At 31.9% G+C, this 20,169-nt stretch carries 18 protein-coding genes; 7 read left to right on the top strand and 11 right to left on the bottom strand.

What is annotated here, in order from left to right:
* Nucleotides 1–16: 16 nt before the first annotated feature.
* From C1S72_RS06775 to C1S72_RS06765, 3 genes are read right to left on the bottom strand one after another with little or no spacing between them, the layout of a single operon-like run.
* On the bottom strand, nucleotides 17–808 hold the full coding sequence (locus C1S72_RS06775) for a GLPGLI family protein (protein ID WP_104734866.1): 792 nt from the start codon (nucleotides 806–808) through the stop codon (nucleotides 17–19).
* Entirely contained in the window at nucleotides 801–2,258 is a 1,458-nt protein-coding gene (locus tag C1S72_RS06770; protein WP_162919939.1) for a serine hydrolase domain-containing protein, read from the bottom strand. Before C1S72_RS06770 ends, C1S72_RS06775 begins: the two co-directional genes overlap by 8 nt.
* Before the next feature lie 10 nt (nucleotides 2,259–2,268).
* Complete coding sequence (locus C1S72_RS06765; protein WP_104734864.1) at nucleotides 2,269–3,225, bottom strand: TolB-like translocation protein; 957 nt, start codon at nucleotides 3,223–3,225, stop codon at nucleotides 2,269–2,271.
* Nucleotides 3,226–3,309: 84 nt separating this feature from the next.
* Here C1S72_RS06765 and C1S72_RS06760 point away from each other — a divergent pair, with 84 nt between their 5' ends.
* Nucleotides 3,310–3,753: a MarR family winged helix-turn-helix transcriptional regulator gene (locus tag C1S72_RS06760; protein WP_104734863.1), complete on the top strand. Its 444-nt coding sequence runs from the start codon at nucleotides 3,310–3,312 to the stop codon at nucleotides 3,751–3,753.
* A gap of 58 nt (nucleotides 3,754–3,811) precedes the next feature.
* Here C1S72_RS06760 and C1S72_RS06755 read toward each other — a convergent pair whose 3' ends face one another.
* Nucleotides 3,812–4,357: a hypothetical protein gene (locus C1S72_RS06755; RefSeq protein ID WP_162919938.1), complete on the bottom strand. Its 546-nt coding sequence runs from the start codon at nucleotides 4,355–4,357 to the stop codon at nucleotides 3,812–3,814.
* Nucleotides 4,358–4,466: 109 nt separating this feature from the next.
* On the opposite strand from C1S72_RS06755, the gene C1S72_RS06750 reads away from it, so the two are divergent.
* The 3 genes from C1S72_RS06750 (at nucleotide 4,467) to C1S72_RS06740 (ending at nucleotide 7,175) form a co-directional block, all read left to right on the top strand.
* Entirely contained in the window at nucleotides 4,467–5,057 is a 591-nt protein-coding gene (locus C1S72_RS06750) for a HupE/UreJ family protein (RefSeq protein ID WP_104734861.1), read from the top strand.
* A gap of 97 nt (nucleotides 5,058–5,154) precedes the next feature.
* Complete coding sequence (locus C1S72_RS06745) at nucleotides 5,155–5,589, top strand: deoxycytidylate deaminase (protein ID WP_104734860.1); 435 nt, start codon at nucleotides 5,155–5,157, stop codon at nucleotides 5,587–5,589.
* Complete coding sequence (locus C1S72_RS06740; RefSeq protein WP_104734859.1) at nucleotides 5,586–7,175, top strand: S41 family peptidase; 1,590 nt, start codon at nucleotides 5,586–5,588, stop codon at nucleotides 7,173–7,175. The genes C1S72_RS06745 and C1S72_RS06740 overlap by 4 nt, the downstream gene beginning before the upstream one ends.
* Before the next feature lies 1 nt (nucleotide 7,176).
* On the opposite strand, the gene C1S72_RS06735 is transcribed toward C1S72_RS06740, so the two are convergent.
* The 3 genes from C1S72_RS06735 to C1S72_RS06725 are packed head-to-tail and all read right to left on the bottom strand — an operon-like array spanning nucleotide 7,177 to nucleotide 8,566.
* Nucleotides 7,177–7,779 (bottom strand): FAD-dependent oxidoreductase, encoded by a 603-nt coding sequence (locus C1S72_RS06735; protein WP_104735819.1) that lies wholly within the window; start codon nucleotides 7,777–7,779, stop codon nucleotides 7,177–7,179.
* Nucleotides 7,779–7,982 (bottom strand): hypothetical protein, encoded by a 204-nt coding sequence (locus C1S72_RS06730; protein WP_104734858.1) that lies wholly within the window; start codon nucleotides 7,980–7,982, stop codon nucleotides 7,779–7,781. The genes C1S72_RS06735 and C1S72_RS06730 overlap by 1 nt, the downstream gene beginning before the upstream one ends.
* Before the next feature lie 2 nt (nucleotides 7,983–7,984).
* Nucleotides 7,985–8,566: a MarC family protein gene (locus C1S72_RS06725; RefSeq protein WP_104734857.1), complete on the bottom strand. Its 582-nt coding sequence runs from the start codon at nucleotides 8,564–8,566 to the stop codon at nucleotides 7,985–7,987.
* 89 nt (nucleotides 8,567–8,655) lie between these two features.
* Here C1S72_RS06725 and C1S72_RS06720 point away from each other — a divergent pair, with 89 nt between their 5' ends.
* Nucleotides 8,656–9,222, top strand: coding sequence for a DUF3109 family protein (locus C1S72_RS06720; protein WP_104734856.1), 567 nt, complete (start codon nucleotides 8,656–8,658; stop codon nucleotides 9,220–9,222).
* A gap of 2 nt (nucleotides 9,223–9,224) precedes the next feature.
* Here C1S72_RS06720 and C1S72_RS06715 read toward each other — a convergent pair whose 3' ends face one another.
* The gene (locus C1S72_RS06715; RefSeq protein WP_104734855.1) at nucleotides 9,225–11,192 is read right to left on the bottom strand and encodes a tetratricopeptide repeat-containing sensor histidine kinase; all 1,968 of its coding nucleotides are present in this window, start codon (nucleotides 11,190–11,192) and stop codon (nucleotides 9,225–9,227) included.
* Nucleotides 11,193–11,195: 3 nt separating this feature from the next.
* Entirely contained in the window at nucleotides 11,196–11,930 is a 735-nt protein-coding gene (locus tag C1S72_RS06710; protein ID WP_104734854.1) for a LytR/AlgR family response regulator transcription factor, read from the bottom strand.
* Nucleotides 11,931–12,523: 593 nt separating this feature from the next.
* Here C1S72_RS06710 and C1S72_RS06705 point away from each other — a divergent pair.
* Both C1S72_RS06705 and C1S72_RS06700 read left to right on the top strand, forming a co-directional pair.
* Nucleotides 12,524–13,504: a ribonucleotide-diphosphate reductase subunit beta gene (locus C1S72_RS06705; RefSeq protein ID WP_104734853.1), complete on the top strand. Its 981-nt coding sequence runs from the start codon at nucleotides 12,524–12,526 to the stop codon at nucleotides 13,502–13,504.
* 178 nt (nucleotides 13,505–13,682) lie between these two features.
* Nucleotides 13,683–16,154 carry a ribonucleoside-diphosphate reductase subunit alpha gene (locus C1S72_RS06700; RefSeq protein ID WP_104734852.1) on the top strand — a complete coding sequence of 824 codons (2,472 nt, stop codon included), beginning with the start codon at nucleotides 13,683–13,685 and terminating at the stop codon, nucleotides 16,152–16,154.
* A 76-nt stretch (nucleotides 16,155–16,230) separates the two neighbouring features.
* Here the strand turns inward: C1S72_RS06700 and C1S72_RS06695 are convergent, their stop codons facing one another.
* Both C1S72_RS06695 and C1S72_RS06690 read right to left on the bottom strand, forming a co-directional pair.
* The gene (locus C1S72_RS06695) at nucleotides 16,231–18,534 is read right to left on the bottom strand and encodes an inorganic phosphate transporter (RefSeq protein WP_104734851.1); all 2,304 of its coding nucleotides are present in this window, start codon (nucleotides 18,532–18,534) and stop codon (nucleotides 16,231–16,233) included.
* A 74-nt stretch (nucleotides 18,535–18,608) separates the two neighbouring features.
* Entirely contained in the window at nucleotides 18,609–19,799 is a 1,191-nt protein-coding gene (locus tag C1S72_RS06690; RefSeq protein ID WP_104734850.1) for a porin, read from the bottom strand.
* Nucleotides 19,800–20,169 lie beyond the last annotated feature (370 nt).

The raw sequence follows: 20,169 nt of genomic DNA, 5'->3' as shown, positions 1-20,169 counted from the left end.
AGTAACTAAATTTTAATTAGTTGCGAGATGATTCTATTGTCTTTAAATACTCTACTGCACGAGCTTTGCCTTTTTTTGATTTCTCTGATAAAATGACATCAAATTCATATTGAGAGACTACCTTACCGCCTTTAGGAGTTTTAAACTCCTTGCTTTCATTTTGAAGTTCTACATTTGTGCACAAATAGCTGAAGTTGCCATCATCTACCTGTAAAACAAGTCCTGGAAGACCATCATATAATAGAGGTCCATTAGCTATTGGTATTTGAGTTGTAAACCATGCAGTAACCAAAATTAAGGAGTCGTTTTTTTTGTATTGAAGTGTTGCTTTGGAGCATGAATATATCCCTATGTTTTTTATTTCCTGATGAATTTGCCATTCTTTAGCGTGAATGGTGTCTTGAATTGAAAACACCTTTCCCAATAATTCCTTTTTATGCACATAACGCCTTGTGGTGAAATCTTTGAACAATTTATCACTGGAATTATTGGTGCTACCATTTAGATCTAGTTTTTCTTTTTCAAAGAATAAGGATTTGGTTTTATTAAACTCTAAAACATATTCCTTTTGAAATTGTTTTGTAAAATAACCTTGTACGCTTTCTATAGTTTCTTTATCGTATTTAGTGCTATCTAACAAGGTTTTCATCTTTTTATGGGACTTATAAGTTACCTTCCCTACAATGTTTTGAGAATTAAAATAAGTGTCTGATTTTTCTTCAAAATCGTTGGGTTTTATGTGAGATTCAGAAAAGGTCAATGCTGTTAAGCATACTATTGCAATAAATATTAGGTTTATTTTATTCATTTTGTTGACTCAAATTATATTCATTAATAATCTTTTTAGCCGTTGTATTGTTTGGGTTTAAATCAATCGCTTTTTTGTAAGCCTTAATAGCTTCGTCTGTACTATTATCTGTTGCATAGGCTTCACCTAAACTATCATAAGCATTTGCGTTTTCTGGATATACCATGGTAAAAAAAGTAAATACATTTATCGCTTTTTTGTTCATTTGATATTGCAAATAGTTATATCCTAAATTATTAAGCTCTGTAGCTTTAATTTTATGAGCATCATCTTTATCCAATAAAGTTCTATACAGTTTTAAAGCTTCATTAAGTTTTCCTTTTACAATTAGAGCATTAAGTTTATTAATTGTTGTTGTATTAACTATTTCTTTTTCAAATCCTAAAGCAACATTTCCAAGCTTATTATACATTTTAGACATGTCTATTGGGTTTCTATTAGACAAACCTATAACTACTAAATCGTGCTCTAAAAAGATAGCAACAGTACTTGAAAACCCAGGGCATAACCCTGAATGCATTACTATTTGACCTCCTTTTTCTTCTAAAGGAAGTTTAGAAGAATAGTTCCAGGTAATTAATCCACCATGAGTTCTAAAGTTCTGATCTAATGCAAGGTATTGTTGATGCAACTCCTTTGTAAGTAACGTTCCTTTTATTATTTCTTGAGAAAAGCGATATAAATCGTTAATAGAAGACATGATAGATCCCGCAGCCAACACATGCGATTTGTTTTCATGCTCGCTTTTAAGTGTTTCTCCTTCTAAAAAGTTATAACCAGATGCAATATTTTTAATTACACGACCTTCAATTTCGTGGGATGTTTGTTTTAATCTTAAAGGTGAAAAAATTAAACTTTTCATTGCTTCTCCATAATCTTGGTTGGTTATGCTTTCAATAATTAATCCCAATAAACTATACCCAACATTAGAATATTGAAACGATTCATCTGGTTGAAATGCTAAATCGGTTTTATTAACAGCATTGATTATTTCCTTTGAGCTATATGTTAAATGAGGTGCATTTTCCAGATAATTATCAACGGTTCTTGTTAAACCACTTCTGTGATTTAAAATATGACTAATCTTTATATTGTTGAATTTTGAGTTTAACTTTGGCAGATACTTTACAACTTTATCTTCTAATGTCAGTTTACTTTGAGATGCCAAAATATAAATAGCATACGAAGTAAACATTTTACTTACTGAAGCTATTCTAAAAGGCGTTTCATTGGTGATTTTAGTATGATGCTCAAAATTGGAATAACCATAAGACTTGTCTAAAAGCACCTCATTATTTTTAACTACAAACAAACTGCCGTTAAAGTTTAATGAATCTTTAAATTGCTTTGATAAAAACAATAATTCTTCTTTAATAGACTGATTGTTTTGTCCATTTAAATTAATATTAAAAAAAAGCACAACTATACTTACAACTATAGATCTATTCATTATAAGTTCATTAAAAAGATAGTTTAGATTTAACATTTTCCAAATCAAATTTTTGAATGTAGATATCTAATGAGCCGTCAAATGTCTTTGGGTCTTTAGATTTTCTATTAGATGTATAGAGTATATGTTTTAAATCGTGAGTTAAAGAAGGGCTTCCCTCGGTAAATTTTGTATTATAGGCTCCTCCTAAATTTTTAGCTTGGGACCATTTTCCGTTTGTATTAAAACTGATATACATATCATAGAACCCGTAACTGTCTTCAAAGCCATCTTCAGATCTTCTAACAAATAGTATGAAAGATTCATCTGGTGAAACCCAACTATCACATTCAATAAATTTACTATTCACTGTTTTGGGTAATCTGACAGCTTCTTGATAACTACCATTAATAAGTTTAGAAACATAAATATCACCATGAGTTTCTTCTGAAAATCTTGTAAAGTAGATATTACCGGAATTTGTTTGAGAAGGCGAATATTCTCCAAGTTCTGAATTTATAGCTTGGGGTAACTTTTTAGCTTTAGACCAACCGTTTTGTGTACGATTGGCCACCCATATATTCCCGTCATTTTGTGTAGTATCAATATTAAATCTAGAAGCAAAAAATAATCTATCTCCATCGGGTGAGATATGAGTGTCTCCACCTTGCATTTTTTTTTCTGCAAAACGAACGGTATCTCTGGTTGTTAATTTGTTGTTTGTAAATTTACTTACCACAGGATAGGATGATTTCCAACTGGAATCATTTACAGTAAAATATATTTCTTTATATTTTTGAGAAATATTTCCGCCATATTCTATTTGATTAGAAGATATAATGCCTGGAGCCAATGGAACAGATTCCTCTATTTTGTTTGAATTATGAGTTAAGTACCATTCATTATTGTTTCCATTCCCTTGACAACCAAGAGCAAGTGCAAATGCTAAGAGTATAAAATAATCAATTATTGCTTTTTTATGTGTCATTACTATTTTATAGAATTATAATTCAGAGCAAAAATATTTTTTTAATTGATATATCAATTATATTTGCATCAAAAAAAATGTTAAATGTTTAAAGTAGACCCTCGTAAAAGTATTTTCTATTATATAGATGAGGCTATAAAAGAATATAGAAAGTATGCTCAGAAAAAAATATCGGTCATTGATCCAAATATAACTTTAGATCAGTTACTGACGTTAAACCTTATAAAAGAAGATCCGGATAGTTCTCAAAAAGAGTTAGCTCAAATTTTATTTAAAGACTATGCATCGTTAACTCGAATAATTGAACTATTGGTAAAAAAGAGCTATTTGTCTCGATCAATTAATCAATCAGACAGAAGGAAATTTGTTTTAAAACTTACAGCAAAAGGCCATACAATTGTTGATAAATTAACTCCTGTAATTATTGAGAATAGAAAAATAGCGCTCAAAAATATTTCAGATACTGATTTAAAAAGCTTAAAGGCAACATTAAAAACAATTACAGATAACTGTAAGTCTGATTTATAAGACGAATAGATATCTACTTTTAACATTAAATCAAACTAATCGACAAAAAACGAAAATTTTAAAGTTTTTTAGCAATCCCTATCCCAATATTGAGTCCATCATATGCGTCTATAACGATGTCATAATCAAGTGATAAGAGAACTTCTAGGTTGTGTTTAGTAATCTCTATTCCATATTCAGCGCCAATTCTTGCCACTCTAAAACTTTCGTTTTTATCAAATTCTAATCCACCACCAAGCTCAACACCAAAACCATCAAATATTTTATAGGTTCCAACTATTAGTGAAGTAATAGGTGTATTTCGTTCAAGGATTTCATCGCCTGAAGTCTTTTCAACCACAAAATTTTCAATTATAATGTCGTTATGTAAGCCTAAAGCCCATTTGTCGTTGAACATATAATTATAATTTACAGCCCAAGAAGGTTCTGATTCTGTTTTTCTTTTGCCGTTTTCAAAACCTTGAAAAATAGTGGTGTGGCCTAAAAGAATTGAAATGGAATGATGATGAATCTCATCTGAATTTTCTTGTTCTTCTTGTGCAAAACCAAAGAAACCTATTAGTATAAAGAATAATACAAGAAATTTTTTAGCACTATTTATCATAAGATAATGATGATTAAAATCATTGAACAAGATATCTATAACATACAAAAATCACAAACTTTTCGTTTTAAATTGTATATTTGAACGCACCCTTAAAACTACATAAACAATGCTTGAAGATTTTTGGTTTAATGTTGAATATGGCATTAATCATGTACTTGATATAAATGCTTATGATCATGTGTTATTTCTTATTGTATTAACCGTTCCATATTTATTTAAAGACTGGAAACGCGTATTACTATTAGTGTCATTATTTACCTTGGGACATACATTGTCTTTAGTCTTGGCTGCCTATAACGTGGTTAGTGTCAATGGCCAATTGGTTGAGTTTTTAATACCTATTACCATTATGGTAGTAGCACTTTTTAATGTGTTTACCGCTGGTAAAGGGGCTCAAAAAGAGCGAGTTGGTGTCTTATTTTTTTCAACTTTATTTTTTGGTTTAGTGCATGGTTTAGGTTTTGCCCGAGAATTTCAAATTTTGGTTGGCCGAGCAGATAATAAACTAGTAACCCTATTGGAGTTTGCATTAGGTATTGAAATAGCCCAAGTGATTATTGTATTTATTGTTCTTTTTTTAGGATATATCATGCAAACAGTCTTTCGTTTTTCGAAACGCGATTGGATTATGGTGATTTCAGCTATAGTTGTTGGTCTAGTTATCCCTATGATTTTAGGCAGTGATTTTCTGTCATAATAAAGAGTCTTCATAACCTAAAGTTTTCATAAAACTTCAATCTTCGGGTTGTAATTAAAACACGAACCCATTATATTCGTTATAAGCATTCAAATGTATGAAAGAACAGAAACAGCTTAAATACGATAAAGCGTATTTAAGAATGGCAAAAGAATGGGGGAAACTCTCTTATTGTAAACGAAAGCAAGTTGGCGCGATAATTGTAAAAGATAGAATGATAATATCTGATGGGTATAATGGAACACCAACAGGTTTTGAAAACTATTGTGAAGATGACGAGGGTTATACCAAATGGTATGTATTGCATGCAGAAGCGAATGCAATTTTAAAAGTTGCTGCTTCCACACAATCATCAAGAGGAGCTACTTTATATATAACACTATCACCTTGTAAGGAGTGTAGCAAGCTTATTCATCAGGCTGGTATTATTAGAGTTGTTTACAGTGAAGCTTACAAGGATGATTCTGGATTACGGTTTTTAAAAAAGGCAGGAATAGATTTAAAATTAATTGAAGATTTACAGTCGTCATGAAAATTCAAAAAAAATATCTTCCATTGTTATTGGGTATCGGCATAGCTGCTGGTATCTTTATTGGTGGAAAATTGAATTTTTCTGACAATTCTGATAGACTGTTTTCTTCCAATAGTAAAAAAGACAAACTAAACAGACTAATAGATTTTATTGACTATGAGTATGTTGATGATGTTAATACAGATAGTATTGTTGATGTAACTGTTAATGGTATTCTAGAAAATCTAGATCCACATTCTGTTTATATTCCCAAGGAAGATATGCAGCGCGTATCTGAAAACATGAAAGGTGATTTTGTAGGTATTGGTATTAGCTTTTATACTTATAAAGACACCATAACTGTTATTCGATCTATTGAAGGTAGTCCTAGTGACAAAGCAGGAATAAAAGGTGGAGATCGTATTATAACGGCTAATGGAGACTCTATTTTTGGAAAGGATTTGAGCAATTCTGAAATTGTAAATAAATTAAAAGGACCAATAAACTCAAAAGTTGAGTTAGGAGTTGTCAGAAAAGGTGAGCCTAAAGTCCTAAAGTTTAATGTGAAACGAGATAATATCCCAATTCAGAGTGTTGATGCCGCTTATATGTTGACCGAAACATTAGGGTATATTAAGATAAACAGATTTGCTGAATCTACGTATAAAGAATTTTCTAAAGAACTTAAAAAGCTTAAAAAACAAGGTGTTCAAGACTTAGCAATTGATTTGAGAGGAAATCCTGGCGGCTTTCTGGGGATAGCCGAGCAAATAGTTGATGAATTTTTAGAAGATGACAAATTAATACTCTTCACAAAAAATAAGCGTGGTAATATTGAGAAAAGCTACGCTACTAAAAAAGGTGATTTTGAAAATGCTAAAGTCTATGTAATGATTGATGAAAATTCAGCTTCAGCTAGTGAAATAGTTGCAGGAGCATTGCAAGATAATGACAAAGGGACAATAGTGGGTCGCCGCTCTTATGGTAAAGGATTGGTACAACGTGAGATGGAGTTGGGAGATGGTAGTGCTGTTCGATTAACCGTTTCAAGGTATTATACACCAACTGGCAGATCCATTCAACGTTCCTATGAAAATGGGAATAAGGATTATTATGATGATTATTTTGAGAGATTAAACAGAGGTGAGTTTCTTGATCCCGAAAAAATAGAAGTTGCGGACTCTTTAAAATTCACGACACCAAAAGGGAAAGTAGTATATGGTGGAGGTGGTATTATACCTGATATTTTCGTGCCATTGGATTTAAGTATGCAGAATGAAACGTTAACGTTTTTAAGACGTAGGGGTTTTATAAGTAATTTTGTTTTTGAGGAATTAGAAAAAGACAGGAGTTTTTACAAGAATATTTCTCGCGATGAATTCATTGAATTTTACAATGTAAGTGATGATATGGTTATGGCTTTTCAAGATTATTTGAATGCCAAAACAAAAGCTAATATCACGTTTGTAGCCTACAATGAAGAGGTGAAACAATATATAAAAGCTACGTTAGCTTCTCAATTATTTGGTAATGGTGCCTTTGAAGAAGTCATCAATCAAAATGATATTATGATTGATGAGGTCATTAAATTAGACCAAGAAAACTAAATTATAGTTTATCATGAACTTTGGTGTGCTCACCATCATTCCAAAGAGTTAAAATATCGGTCGCTACATGAGACCCACTACCACAAGCTATGGCAAACTGACTGCGCCATCCTGCCAAAGTGCCAGCGACATATAATCCTTTTCTAACTAAATGGTCTGTATTTTCTAACCAAATTCTATTTTTTTCAGCTTTTGCTCGTGGATGCGGTTTTATGTAGGATTCCAACCCGTGAATATTAAATAAATTGGTATATCCTACAGCAATTACTGCAATTCTGGTTTGGTAAATAGCTTTGGTGGTTGTAATGATGAAATAATCATTTTTAGACGTAACAGCTGTGACTTTTTCATTGTCAATTTGTTCAATATGTGGATACAGTTCAGCTAATTGGTTTTTGCCATTTTCCAATATCGATTTACCAGTAGTCCCAGGATTTAAACCTAATACATTATTAAAAAGAGCGGATTGTAAATGTGACGCTTTTTGGTGCGTAATGATACCTATAATTTTGTCTTTAGTAAAATCCTTTTGACCTGCAGACCCAAGGACTAGTGCACACGATAGACCTGCGGCACCACCACCAATTATAAGTGCATCATAAATCATTTTCTACTTTTAGATTTCGCTTCAATCTTTTTTGAAACCATCAATATTTGAAGCAATATAATGGCGCATAATGCTGCAAAAATGGTTATTAGTGCTATTAAACTGTCACCTTCAAACGGATTGTTCAAATCAACCATCATCGCGTTGTAAATAATAAGTGCAACAGCAATAATTGATAGTATAGCAGAAATTATTTTCATAGTTATGCAATTAGTTCTTTAAAGTTATGAGCAAAAAGTTTAACGGCTATTGCCAGTAATATCACACCAAATATTTTTCTGATAATATTGATACCGTTCTGTCCTATGAGTCTTTCAATGCGTGCTGATGTTTTAAGAACAATATAAATGATTACAACATTCAATATAACGGCAACAATAATATTTTCAACACGAAACTCTGCACGTAAAGATAATAAAGTTGTTAAACTTCCAGGTCCAGCAATTAGTGGAAATGCTAATGGGAATACCGATGCGGTCATTGCAGAGCTTTCATCTTCCTTATAAAGCGTTATTCCTAGAATCATTTCCAAAGCAATAAAGAATAAGATAAAAGCACCAGCTACAGCAAAACTGTTAACACCAATCCCTATAAGTGAGAGAATGTTCTTTCCAACAAATAAAAACAATATCAAAATAATACCTGCAATAATCGAAGCTTTTTCACTTTGAATATGCCCAGCTTTTTTGCGTAAATCTATAATAATTGGAATATTTCCTATAATATCAATAACAGCGAAAAGCACCATAAACGCTGTGAAGATCTCTTTTATATCTAGTGCCATTACTGGAGTTTTTAAATTTTCGGCAAAAGTAGTCTATTATCTCTGATATTCAATAGCAATTAAATATAAACTTTAGTTATTTTTGCACCATGTTTCAACTAGGAAAAACCATTATTTCAGAGGATATAATCCAAAAAGATTTTGTTTGTAATCTTTCGGCTTGCAAAGGAGCTTGTTGCATTGATGGTGATGCTGGAGCACCATTGGAAAAAAGCGAGACCAATATCTTGCAAGAGATATATCCTAATGTTAAGCCATTTTTGCGAAAAGAAGGTATAAAAGCCATTGAACAACAAGGGGTTTTTATAACTACAGAAAATGGTGATTTTGAAACACCTTTGATTGATGGAGCAGATTGTGCCTATGTGATTTTTGATGAAAATAAAACCGCTTTATGCGCTATTGAAGAGGCTTATAATCAAGGTGAAATAAAGTGGAAAAAGCCTTTGTCATGCCATCTATACCCAATCCGTATTAAGGAATATTCTGAATTTTCAGCAGTGAATTATGAAAAATGGCAAATCTGTGATGATGCTTGTTCGTTAGGTAAAGAACTCCAAGTGCCTGTCTATAAATTTGTAAAGGATGCGCTCATAAGAAAATTTGGTGAAGATTGGTATGCTGAATTGGAGAAGGTTGCAGCAGATTACAGATGATTTCATGCAATTTTCAAACTAGATTGTTTGATTGGAATACTTAAAACTACCTTTGTGCCAGTTGGTGTTCCAGCCTCAAACAAATCAATAATGTCTAAAGCGTAGTCATCATTAAAGTTTTTAGAGAAATTCTCCAATCGTGCTTTTGTTATCTCAATTCCAACAGACTGCCTTTTTAGTTTTTTTTCATTTTTAATTTTTTGTGAAGCCTTTCTGCCAATACCGTTATCTGTAATTGATATTGTAATATGGCTATGGTTTGCTTTTTTAATATCAATAGTAATTTCTTTATTATCTGATTTAGTTGACAACCCATGCCAAATGGCATTTTCCAAAAAAGGCTGTAAAATAAGAGAAGGCACTTTGACGGTTGATGTATTCACATTGGGATCAATATTTACATGGTAATTTATGCCGTTTGAAAACCTTATGTTTTCAATGTTCATATACAATGCCATGGTTTCTAGTTCACCTTCCAAAGAGATTTCTTTTTCAGTTGAAGCGACCAATATTTTCCTAATGAGTTTAGAGAATTTGTTTAAATAATAAACAGCATTTTCCTTTTCATTGTTTATTATGTAAAGTTTAATGGAGTTAAGAGAATTAAAAATAAAATGGGGATTCATTTGGTTTCGTAACATCTCTTGTTCTAAAGTTACAATACGCTTTTCATTGCGAAGTTGTCTTTGTCTATGTAAAACAAATAGAATAATCACAATTAAAAAACCACCCAAAAGGCTTAATAATAAAGTTTTTTTGTTCTGTGCCAATTTGAGTTTTACTATTTCATTCTCACTAGCCAATTCCTTAATTTGGTTGTTCTTTTTTTCGCTTTCATATTTTATTATCAAGTCGTTTACATATTGCAGATTACGTTCACTTGTTAAAGTTTCTTCCAACTTAATATAATCTTTATAATATGATAGCGCTGTACTTACATCACCTGTTTTTTCGTGAAGTTCTGAAAGATAGTTGTACGCTTCAATTTCTGAAGATTTTAAATTATAATTTTTGGCAATTGATAAGGCTTTATTAAGATTTTCCTTTGAAACATCATATTGATTTTTTCTTAATTGTATGAGGCTTAGATTAAGATAAGACGTCGCAATGTAATATTGGTCATTTACTTCAATTGCTTTTTCGAGAGCTTGATTTATGATTGGTAAAGCTGTTTGATAATCATCCTGTAAGATGTATATTTTGCCAATACTATTGTAGCATATGACACGTCCAATATCAGAGTCAATTTCATTATTATAGCGCAAAGACAATTGATAGTGTTCGAGGGCTTCATTAAGCTGCCCTTTTTTCTCTTTTGCATAACCAATGTTGTGATTGTTTATGGCTAAACCAAGTTGATTGTTCAATCTGGTTTCAATTTTTAATGATTTGTGGAATTGTTCCAGCGCCAAATCATATTGTTTCAAAGCTAGATAAATATTGCCCATGCTATTCTGTGAAACCGCAATGCTACGTTCAATCTCTAAAGAAGGGGATGCTTCAGCTTCAGCTAAATCCAATGCGTCCTTATGGTAGTCTAGTGCTGACCTAATGGCATCCATACGCCTATATACAACCCCAAGCATGTTTAAACTCAATACTTCCATTTCGAGGTTTTCAATTTCTCTTGAAATTCTTAAAGCTCTTTCATGCATTGAAATAGCTTCATCATAATGAGATATATTTCTAAAAGAAGTTCCTAGAGCATTTAAAGCATAACATTCACCTTCTAAATAATCTGTTTTAGCACTTTTATGAACTAGATAAGACATTTTTATGGTGTCTTTTTTAGTTGTTAAAAAAACAGAATCTAAAGAGGTTAAGTCTTTAATGTTTAACGCAATGACACTATCTACCCTTTTGTAGAAATCAGCAATTTGTTCTTGAGCATAGATATTACTAGTACAAACAAAAAAAATGATAAAACCAATGAATTTTTTTAATGATAAGATGTGTTTAAAGGAATTCATGTTCTATACTTTGTCTAAAAAATCTGATTTACGTTGTCTGGCAACAGGTATTTTATCGTTTGTTTGCATAACAACATAACCATCGTTTTTTATAAACTCCTTAATCTTATTTAAATTAATTATGTATGAATTATGGATTCTGAAAAAGTAATTTTCAGGTAAAATGGCATTTACTTCCTTTAATTTTTTTGTGACTACAATTTTTTGTTGATCCTGCATAACGAACGTACTGTAGTTACCGTCAGATTCTATGTATATAATGTTGTCAGTTTCTAGAAAAATAAGCTTTCCATCTGTACTAATGGTAATTTTTTTCTGGTTGAAGTTTTTATTGAAATTTAAAAGAACTTCTTCAATTTTTGATATGGGTAAGCTATTGGTGTTATGTTTCTTAATCTTTTTTATCGTTTCCTTAAGATCATCTGAATCTATGGGTTTTAATAAGTAATCAATTGCTTCATGCTTCAGGGCTTTCAACGCATATTCGTTATAGGCAGTGGTAATTACTATTGCAAAATCTCTGTTAACCAATTTATCTAAAAACTGAAACCCATCCATTGTTGGCATGTTAATATCAAGGAATAAACAATCAGTTGAGTTGGAATTGAGAAACTGGATAGCACCCTCAGGCTTGCTATAAGTTTTAATAACAGTTATTTCAGAATTAAATTTCTTCAATTCCCATGACAGGCTATCAATAGCTTTTTGTTCATCGTCAACAATTACGGCTCTTATCATAGTTCCAAATATAGGAATATTAAATATTTTAAAAATTAAATTTTACTTTAAGTTTAGAGAGGTTTTATTCCAATAAACCACTTATACAGTATTTATTACCAACCATACATTTTGAAGTGTATGGTAAGCTTTTTTGTAAGAAATTAGTGTCGCTATTAAATTATTTAAAGGTTTATACATTTATTAAAGGGTAATTGCTATTAATCTTGAAAAGCTAGACTCGTCTAGCTTTTTTATTTAAATTTCATTAAATTTATTAGTTAGTTAGTTAGAAGAAAAAGCAGTATCTCTACTGCTTTTTTCTTTTGTAAAAGAACTCATTTTTCAAATGGGTTGTATCGCAGTCTAGCCGTATTGTTTCCTTGTTTTAACGTGTAATTTCCTACTTGACAAAAACATTGTAATAAACTGAATATCAAATATATAGAAATATTTTTTTGTTTTTGATGTGTTTAGTTGTTCTTAAGTTTTTGTTAAAAACTTGTTGACAATGTTTATAACTTAACCTTTCATTTTCGAACACATTTTTCAATCTTTGTTAGTCCCAAATAACACCAAAATATTCATTAAAATTTAATAAAAAAACTAGTAACATGTCTCAGGCAACAGAACCAATTTTACAAGAAAACAAAGATAGATTTGTGATTTTTCCTATTCAACATCATGATATTTGGGAATGGTATAAAAAATCTGAAGCCAGTTTTTGGACCGCTGAAGAAATTGATTTACATCAAGATTTGACAGATTGGTCTTCTAAATTAAATGATGACGAACGCTATTTTATTAAACATATATTAGCCTTTTTTGCAGCAAGTGATGGTATAGTAAACGAAAATTTAGCCGAGAATTTTGTTAATGAAGTTCAGTATAGTGAAGCCAAATTCTTCTATGGTTTCCAGATCATGATGGAGAACATTCACAGTGAGACGTATTCTTTATTGATTGATACGTATGTAAAAGATGAAAAAGAAAAGAATCAGTTGTTTAATGCTATTGAAAATTTCCCTGCTATCAAAAAGAAGGCAGATTGGGCATTAAAATGGATTGAATCACCAAGTTTTGCAGAACGTCTTATTGCATTTGCAGCTGTTGAAGGTATTTTCTTTTCTGGAGCATTTTGCTCAATCTTCTGGTTAAAGAAAAGAGGTTTAATGCCAGGTTTAACATTCTCAAATGAGTTAATTTCCAGAGATGAAGGTGTTCATTGCGATTTTGCCGTACATCTGCACAACGAGCATTTGGTTAATAAAGTTTCTAAAGAGCGTATAAGAGAAATTCTTATTGATGCTTTGGATATTGAGCGTGAGTTTATTACCGAGTCGCTTCCAGCAAGTTTAATTGGGATGAATGCTAAATTAATGTCACAATATTTAGAGTTTGTTACTGATAGATTATTACATGAACTTGGTTGTGAAAAAGAGTATAATACAGCCAATCCATTTGATTTTATGGATATGATTTCGTTGCAAGGGAAAACCAATTTCTTTGAGAAGCGCGTTTCAGAATATCAAAAAGCAGGTGTTTTAAATAAAGAAGAAGAAAAAGATAAATTCAGTTTTGACGCTGATTTTTAGATAATACAAAAAACCCTTAAAATAAGTTAATAGCAATCATTTGTGTATCTTCACATAAGTCTCTATTTCCTTATTTATAAAACTAGCGTGTTTCAGTAGTATTATTGAAACAAATAAACCAACTAATTAACCCATTTTCTGAAGGTGTATCAGGAAAGACTAAAAAACGTGTAAAAATATGTATGTAGTAAAAAGAGACGGTAGAAAGGAACCAATGATGTTTGACAAAATCACAGCAAGAGTTAGAAAGCTGTGTTATGGATTAAATGAACTTGTGGACCCAGTAAAAGTTGCTATGCGAGTTATTGAAGGCTTGTATGATGGTGTAACCACTAGTGAGCTTGATAATTTAGCTGCTGAAATTGCAGCGACCTTAACAACGGCTCATCCAGATTATGCACGTTTGGCAGCTCGTATCTCTGTATCTAACTTACATAAAAACACTAAAAAATCATTTAGTGATGTTATGCACGATCTTTACACGTATGTAAATCCAAGAACGGGGAAAAAAGCACCACTTTTATCAGACGAAGTTTATAAAGTGATAGATGAAAACAAAGAAAAATTGGATTCAACTATTATTTATAATCGCGATTTTGGATATGATTATTTTGGGTTTAAAACGCTAGAAAGATCTTATTTACTGAAGATAAATGGACAAATAGCCGAACGTCCACAACACATGCTTATGCGTGTTTCAATAGGGATTCATTTAAATGATTTAGATGCTGCCATTGAAACCTATGAGTTAATGTCAAAAAAGTATTTTACACACGCTACACCAACATTATTTAATTCAGGAACACCAAAACCTCAAATGTCATCTTGTTTTCTGTTAACCATGAAAGAAGATAGTATCGATGGTATTTATGATACACTAAAGCAAACAGCAAAAATTTCACAGTCAGCTGGCGGAATAGGTTTGGCTATCCATAATGTTCGGGCTACAGGAAGTTATATTGCTGGAACAAACGGTACATCAAATGGAATTGTTCCAATGTTGAAGGTTTTTAATGATACTGCAAGATATGTTGATCAAGGAGGCGGAAAACGTAAAGGTAGTTTTGCAATTTATATTGAAACATGGCATGCTGATATTTTCGACTTTTTAGATTTAAAGAAAAATCATGGTAAAGAGGAAATGCGAGCACGTGATTTGTTTTATGCAATGTGGATTTCTGACTTATTTATGAAACGTGTTCAAGAAAATGGAGATTGGACATTAATGTGTCCTAATGAGTGTCCTGGACTTGATGAAACACACAGCGAAGCCTTTGAGGAATTATATTTAAAATATGAAGCCGAAGGGAAAGGACGCAAAACCATAAAGGCAAGAGAACTTTGGGAAAAAATATTAGAATCTCAAATTGAAACAGGTACGCCTTATATGCTCTATAAGGATGCAGCCAACCGCAAATCCAACCAACAGAATTTAGGAACTATTCGCTCATCAAATTTATGTACCGAGATTTTAGAATATACCTCTCCAGATGAAGTAGCTGTGTGTAATTTGGCATCCATTGCATTACCAATGTTTATTAAAAATGACGAATTTGACCATAAGGAGTTGTACCGTATTACCAAACGTGTTACCAAAAACTTAAACAAGGTTATTGATAGAAACTATTATCCAGTTAAAGAAGCTGAAAATTCAAACTTCCGTCATAGACCAATTGGATTAGGGGTTCAGGGATTGGCAGACACCTTCATTAAACTGCGTATGCCTTTTACAAGTGATGAAGCCAAAGCTTTAAACCAAGAAATTTTTGAAACGCTTTATTTTGCTGCTGTTACAGCTAGTATGGAAGAGGCAAAAGAAGACGGTCCTTATAAAACATACAAGGGTTCACCAATTAGTAAGGGTGAATTTCAGCACAACCTTTGGGGTATTAAAGATGAAGAGTTAAGTGGTCGTTGGAATTGGGATAAATTGCGTAAAGATGTTAAAAAACATGGTGTTCGTAATTCGTTATTAGTAGCGCCAATGCCAACAGCATCAACCTCACAAATTCTTGGGAATAATGAGTGCTTTGAACCTTACACATCAAATATTTACACACGTCGTGTATTATCTGGTGAGTTTATTGTGGTCAATAAACACTTATTAGAAGATTTGGTTGAACTTGGTTTATGGGATGAAGGCTTAAAGCAAGATATTATGAGAGCCAATGGATCCATACAAGGGATTGATATCATTCCACAAGACATAAAAGAATTATATAAGACCGTTTGGGAATTGAGTATGAAAGATATTATCGACATGTCACGTCATAGAGGATATTTTATTGATCAATCCCAATCCTTAAATTTATTTATGGAAGGTGCTACTATGGCCAAATTAACGTCTATGCATTTTTATGCATGGAAGAGTGGTTTAAAAACAGGTATGTATTACCTGCGTACTAAAAGTGCCGTTGACGCCATTAAGTTTACATTAGATACTAAAAAGAAAGAAGAACCAGTTGCCGAAACCGTTGAGGTCTCGGAAACTATTGTTGCCCAACAAAAGCAAAAGGCAGCAAAAACAGCAGCTAAATTTGCCGAAAAACAAGCTGCTGAAGTAGAGCCTATGACTGCTGAAGAAATGAAAGCATTAATTGCTCAAGCAAAAGAAGCCGAAGGAGATGATTGCTTGATGTGTGGTTCTTAAATCTAATTAAGTGTTAATAATAAAAAAAGCATCTCAAATGAGATGCTTTTTTTATGGAATTTATAACGTTGCTTTCTTATTCTTGGGCATCATCTACTATTGAAGCAGGTTCAACAGAACTATCATGGGAATTATGATATTCTTCAAGCAGATTCATAGTTGCTGTTAGTAAATCTTTTGTCTCTAATAACACGCTAAAATACAATGTCGTGTTTTTAGGACTTGATTCTTCAGTTCTGGTGCGTTCTACTTGCTTTTGAATCTTTTCGTTAACAAGACTAAATATTTCTTTTTTGTTTTTAAGAATATCACCTATTAGCTCAAAAGATCGTGAATCAAAAGCTGCTTTGGTATCAATAAAAAATTGTTCAAGTGATTCATCAACTTGTTTGAGTTCTTTTATCTGATTGAATTTTAATTTTTTGTGATTGTTATTAATATGTTTATGGCTCACTTTAGAAATATACTCTAGTGACTGTGCCATATCTTGTAAGTAGCCTAAAATATTTATATAAAAGTTACTAGCTCCTACACTAGACTCATCTAAATTCTTGATAAAATAGAAGATATTATCTCTTAAATCATCAATTTCATTAGAAAGCTTTTCAACTTGTTTTTTGTTTTTCTTTAGAAGCGGTAAATCTTGTTTAGAAAGGCCATTGATGGCATTTGTATATATTTTATTTCCTCTTTTAACCACGTTGGCAATATTTTGAGCACTTTCATGAATAACGCCTTGTACAGAACTGCTTTCTGCTTTTTGAAGCTTATCTTCAGCTTTAGTTTCTTTTACTTTCTTGTTGTGAGAAATATAATTTCTAACTAATAAAATGGTAGCCAGTAAAAGTAAAACAGGAACCATTACATTTACATTCCAATTCAATAAAAAAGCAATTAAGGCTGCTGAAACAAATGCTATAAAAGCCGTAAAGAACCAACCGCCAATAACATTAAGAACACCAGCTACACGATATACCGCACTTTCAGCTCCCCAAGCTCTATCGGCTAAAGAAGTACCCATGGCAACCATAAAGGTTACATAAGTAGTTGAGAGTGGTAATTTATAAGATGTGGCAACTGAAATTAAAACAGCAGCAACCATAAGGTTTACAGCAGCACGTACCAAATCAAATGCTGGTAATTCATAGGTTTTAGATTTTTTTAAAGCAATTACAGGTGTTTCAAATTGTTTGTCAATTTTAGCTTGCCATGATTCTGGAAGAATATAAGATGACATTTGAGACATCAACATAGCAAATCTTACAAACCCACGAGATAAAAAGTTAGGCTGAAAACGTTCTTTAGTATCGCCTTGGCTTGAAAGGTCTAGAGAAGTTTTTACAACACTTTTAGCTTTAGTAGAAAACCATAATGTCGCAACCATAATCATACCAGCAGCAAATAACAACCAGTTATTGGTTGGTACTTTTTCCGCTAGAACATCCATAGGGAATTGAGTTGCTGGCAAACCTGAAGCTGACCATTGCTCAAATGCATTATAAGCTGCAATAGGAACACCAATAAAGTTTACCAAATCATTACCTGCAAACGCCAATGCTAATGCAAAGGTTCCAACTATAATAATTAGTTTGTAAATATTAGTTTTTAAAACTGAAATAAATACCAATGATAGTAAAGACCAAAAAACCAGACTCACGCCAACAATAGAAAGGACTTGTGTTTCAAGAAAGTCTTTCATGGTTTCGCCTCCTAGTATTTCAAAAGACTGACTGGCATAAGAAGTACCTTTTAACCCTTTCATAAAAATGAAATAAGTTATAGCAGTCAATGCAACACCTCCAAAAACAGCCCCAACCCAAGCAGCTTTCTTTTCAAAATTATAGGACAAAAGTAATCTGGAAAACCATTGAATTACAGCCCCAACTGTAAATGCAACAATGACAGAGAGGAGTATGCCAAAAATAATTTGAGATGCTTTAGAAGTATTTATATAGTTTATAGCATCACCAAAACTACCATTATCATGCCCTATTTTTATAAAGGCCATACAAACAGCTGCACCTAATAATTCAAAAACAATAGAAACAGTGGTAGAAGTTGGCATACCAACCGTATTAAAGAAATCTAAAAGCAAAATGTCAGTTATCATAACCGCCATAAAGATGATCATGATTTCACTGAACATAAATTCGCCAGGATTAAAAATACCTTTCCGGGCAACTTCCATCATACCGCTAGAGAATATGGCACCAACCGCCACACCAATACTGGCAACAATCATAATAGTTCTAAAGGAAATAGCTTTAGAACCAATAGCTGAATTTAAAAAATTAACAGCATCATTACTTACCCCAACTACCAAATCAGCAATAGCCAAAACCGCTAGGGCAACAATCATTAATAAGTATATATTATCCATATTTTATTTAAAATAATTTGCAAATATCAATAGTGATTTTCACAAAAATGTTATCTAATTGTTATCATTTTGTATTAAAAATGTATATCAAACTGTAAGCGATATAAGTACTGATCGCTCTGGTTTTCAAAATCTATTAAACTAAAGTCTGTTTGAACTTTTAAGCTATGACCAACAATATATTTTGAGATACCAAAAGTATATTGTTGTTCTGGATTTTTCCCCGTAATATTTTCATCCAATGTTACTCCAGAGTATCTTCCTGATATCTCCCAGTTATTTTTAAATAAGTAACCGCCTTGTATGTTAATACCCTCGCCAATTTGAACAACATCACCGGTTTCGGTCCCATCAGAATTTTTGGCAATAGGATCATCGGCATCCCTAACAGCATATTCTGTCATTAAACTAAAGCCTTTGTATTTGAACATGGAATCTATAAAAAGTGTATTGATATTGGTCTCATGAAATCCCGTATCAGTGACCATCCATGATCCCATATTACTTCTTGTTTTTACTGCATCATTATTATGATCATAAGTAACACCAATGGCCAATTTTGGTTTCTGCTCTCGCTTCAAATCGGAGCCAAAGTAATCGCCTTTACCTTCAAATTTTCCAAAAGGTAGTAATTCAATACGACCAGTGTATTGATGTCCTCCGAGATTTCCTGTTACAACATTTCTACCTTCACCTTGTGAAAGTGCAAAAATTTCTCTAATTAAAAAATCATTAAAAAGTGTAAAATGATGCCTTAACTGGAATCCAATATCACGATCTATATTAAATCTTGCGTTAAGAATAGATCGGTCAACTTGTTGCATATTGGCTGATGAAATTACTCGTTCTCTATTTCCAGGAAGTTTAGTTTGTCCGACCCAAAGCACAAAATTTTCATAAAAGTTATATTTTATTACAGCATCCATCACATATCTTGGTGTATTACCTGTAAACTGTGATACTCCAGACATGTCTCTGTTTGATAAACCAAGTTCAATTTTGTATTTAAGTTTTGGTGAAACAGCAAAACCATCAAACTTTAAACGAGCTCTACGAATTAAAAAATTGGTTGCCGGATTCTGACCCTCTGCCATCAGGTTACTAGCTAAAAATTGAAATCTAGTTCCAATTTTCATAGTCCAAGAACTGTCTTTGCCTACAAGATTAAAAAGTCCTTTTCCAAATTTTGGAGATTCAATTTCTTGCGAATAAATATTTATTTGAAAGGAGATAAACAGTATAAATACTGGTGCTATTAATTTCATTTTAGAATTTTAGTTTTTGTCACTGCAAATAACCAAATCTAATGTTAAATAAATGTTATGTAAAGGTTATTAATAGCTCATAAAAAAAGGCTGCCTTGGCCAAAGGCAGCCATTAGAATTCATGATAATATAGTCGACAAAAACTAATAGATTATATGAAATTACTATTTGTGTCTTAAGACCTAACAAAGATTAAAAAAGAAAGTCTCCTTAATGTAATGTAAATATTAAGTAATTATTAAACTTTAAACGTTTTAAAAAAAATATTCAATAGTCTTAAAAACAGCTTATTAAAAGCTTAATGTTAAATTAATGTTATGTGAATGTTGTTTTAATATTAACAAAACCCTATATTTGAGATATAATTTTT

The sequence above is a fragment of the Hanstruepera ponticola genome (assembly GCF_002940745.1).
GTDB classification, from domain to species: domain Bacteria; phylum Bacteroidota; class Bacteroidia; order Flavobacteriales; family Flavobacteriaceae; genus Hanstruepera; species Hanstruepera ponticola.
This window is presented reverse-complemented; position numbering and strand designations above follow the sequence as displayed.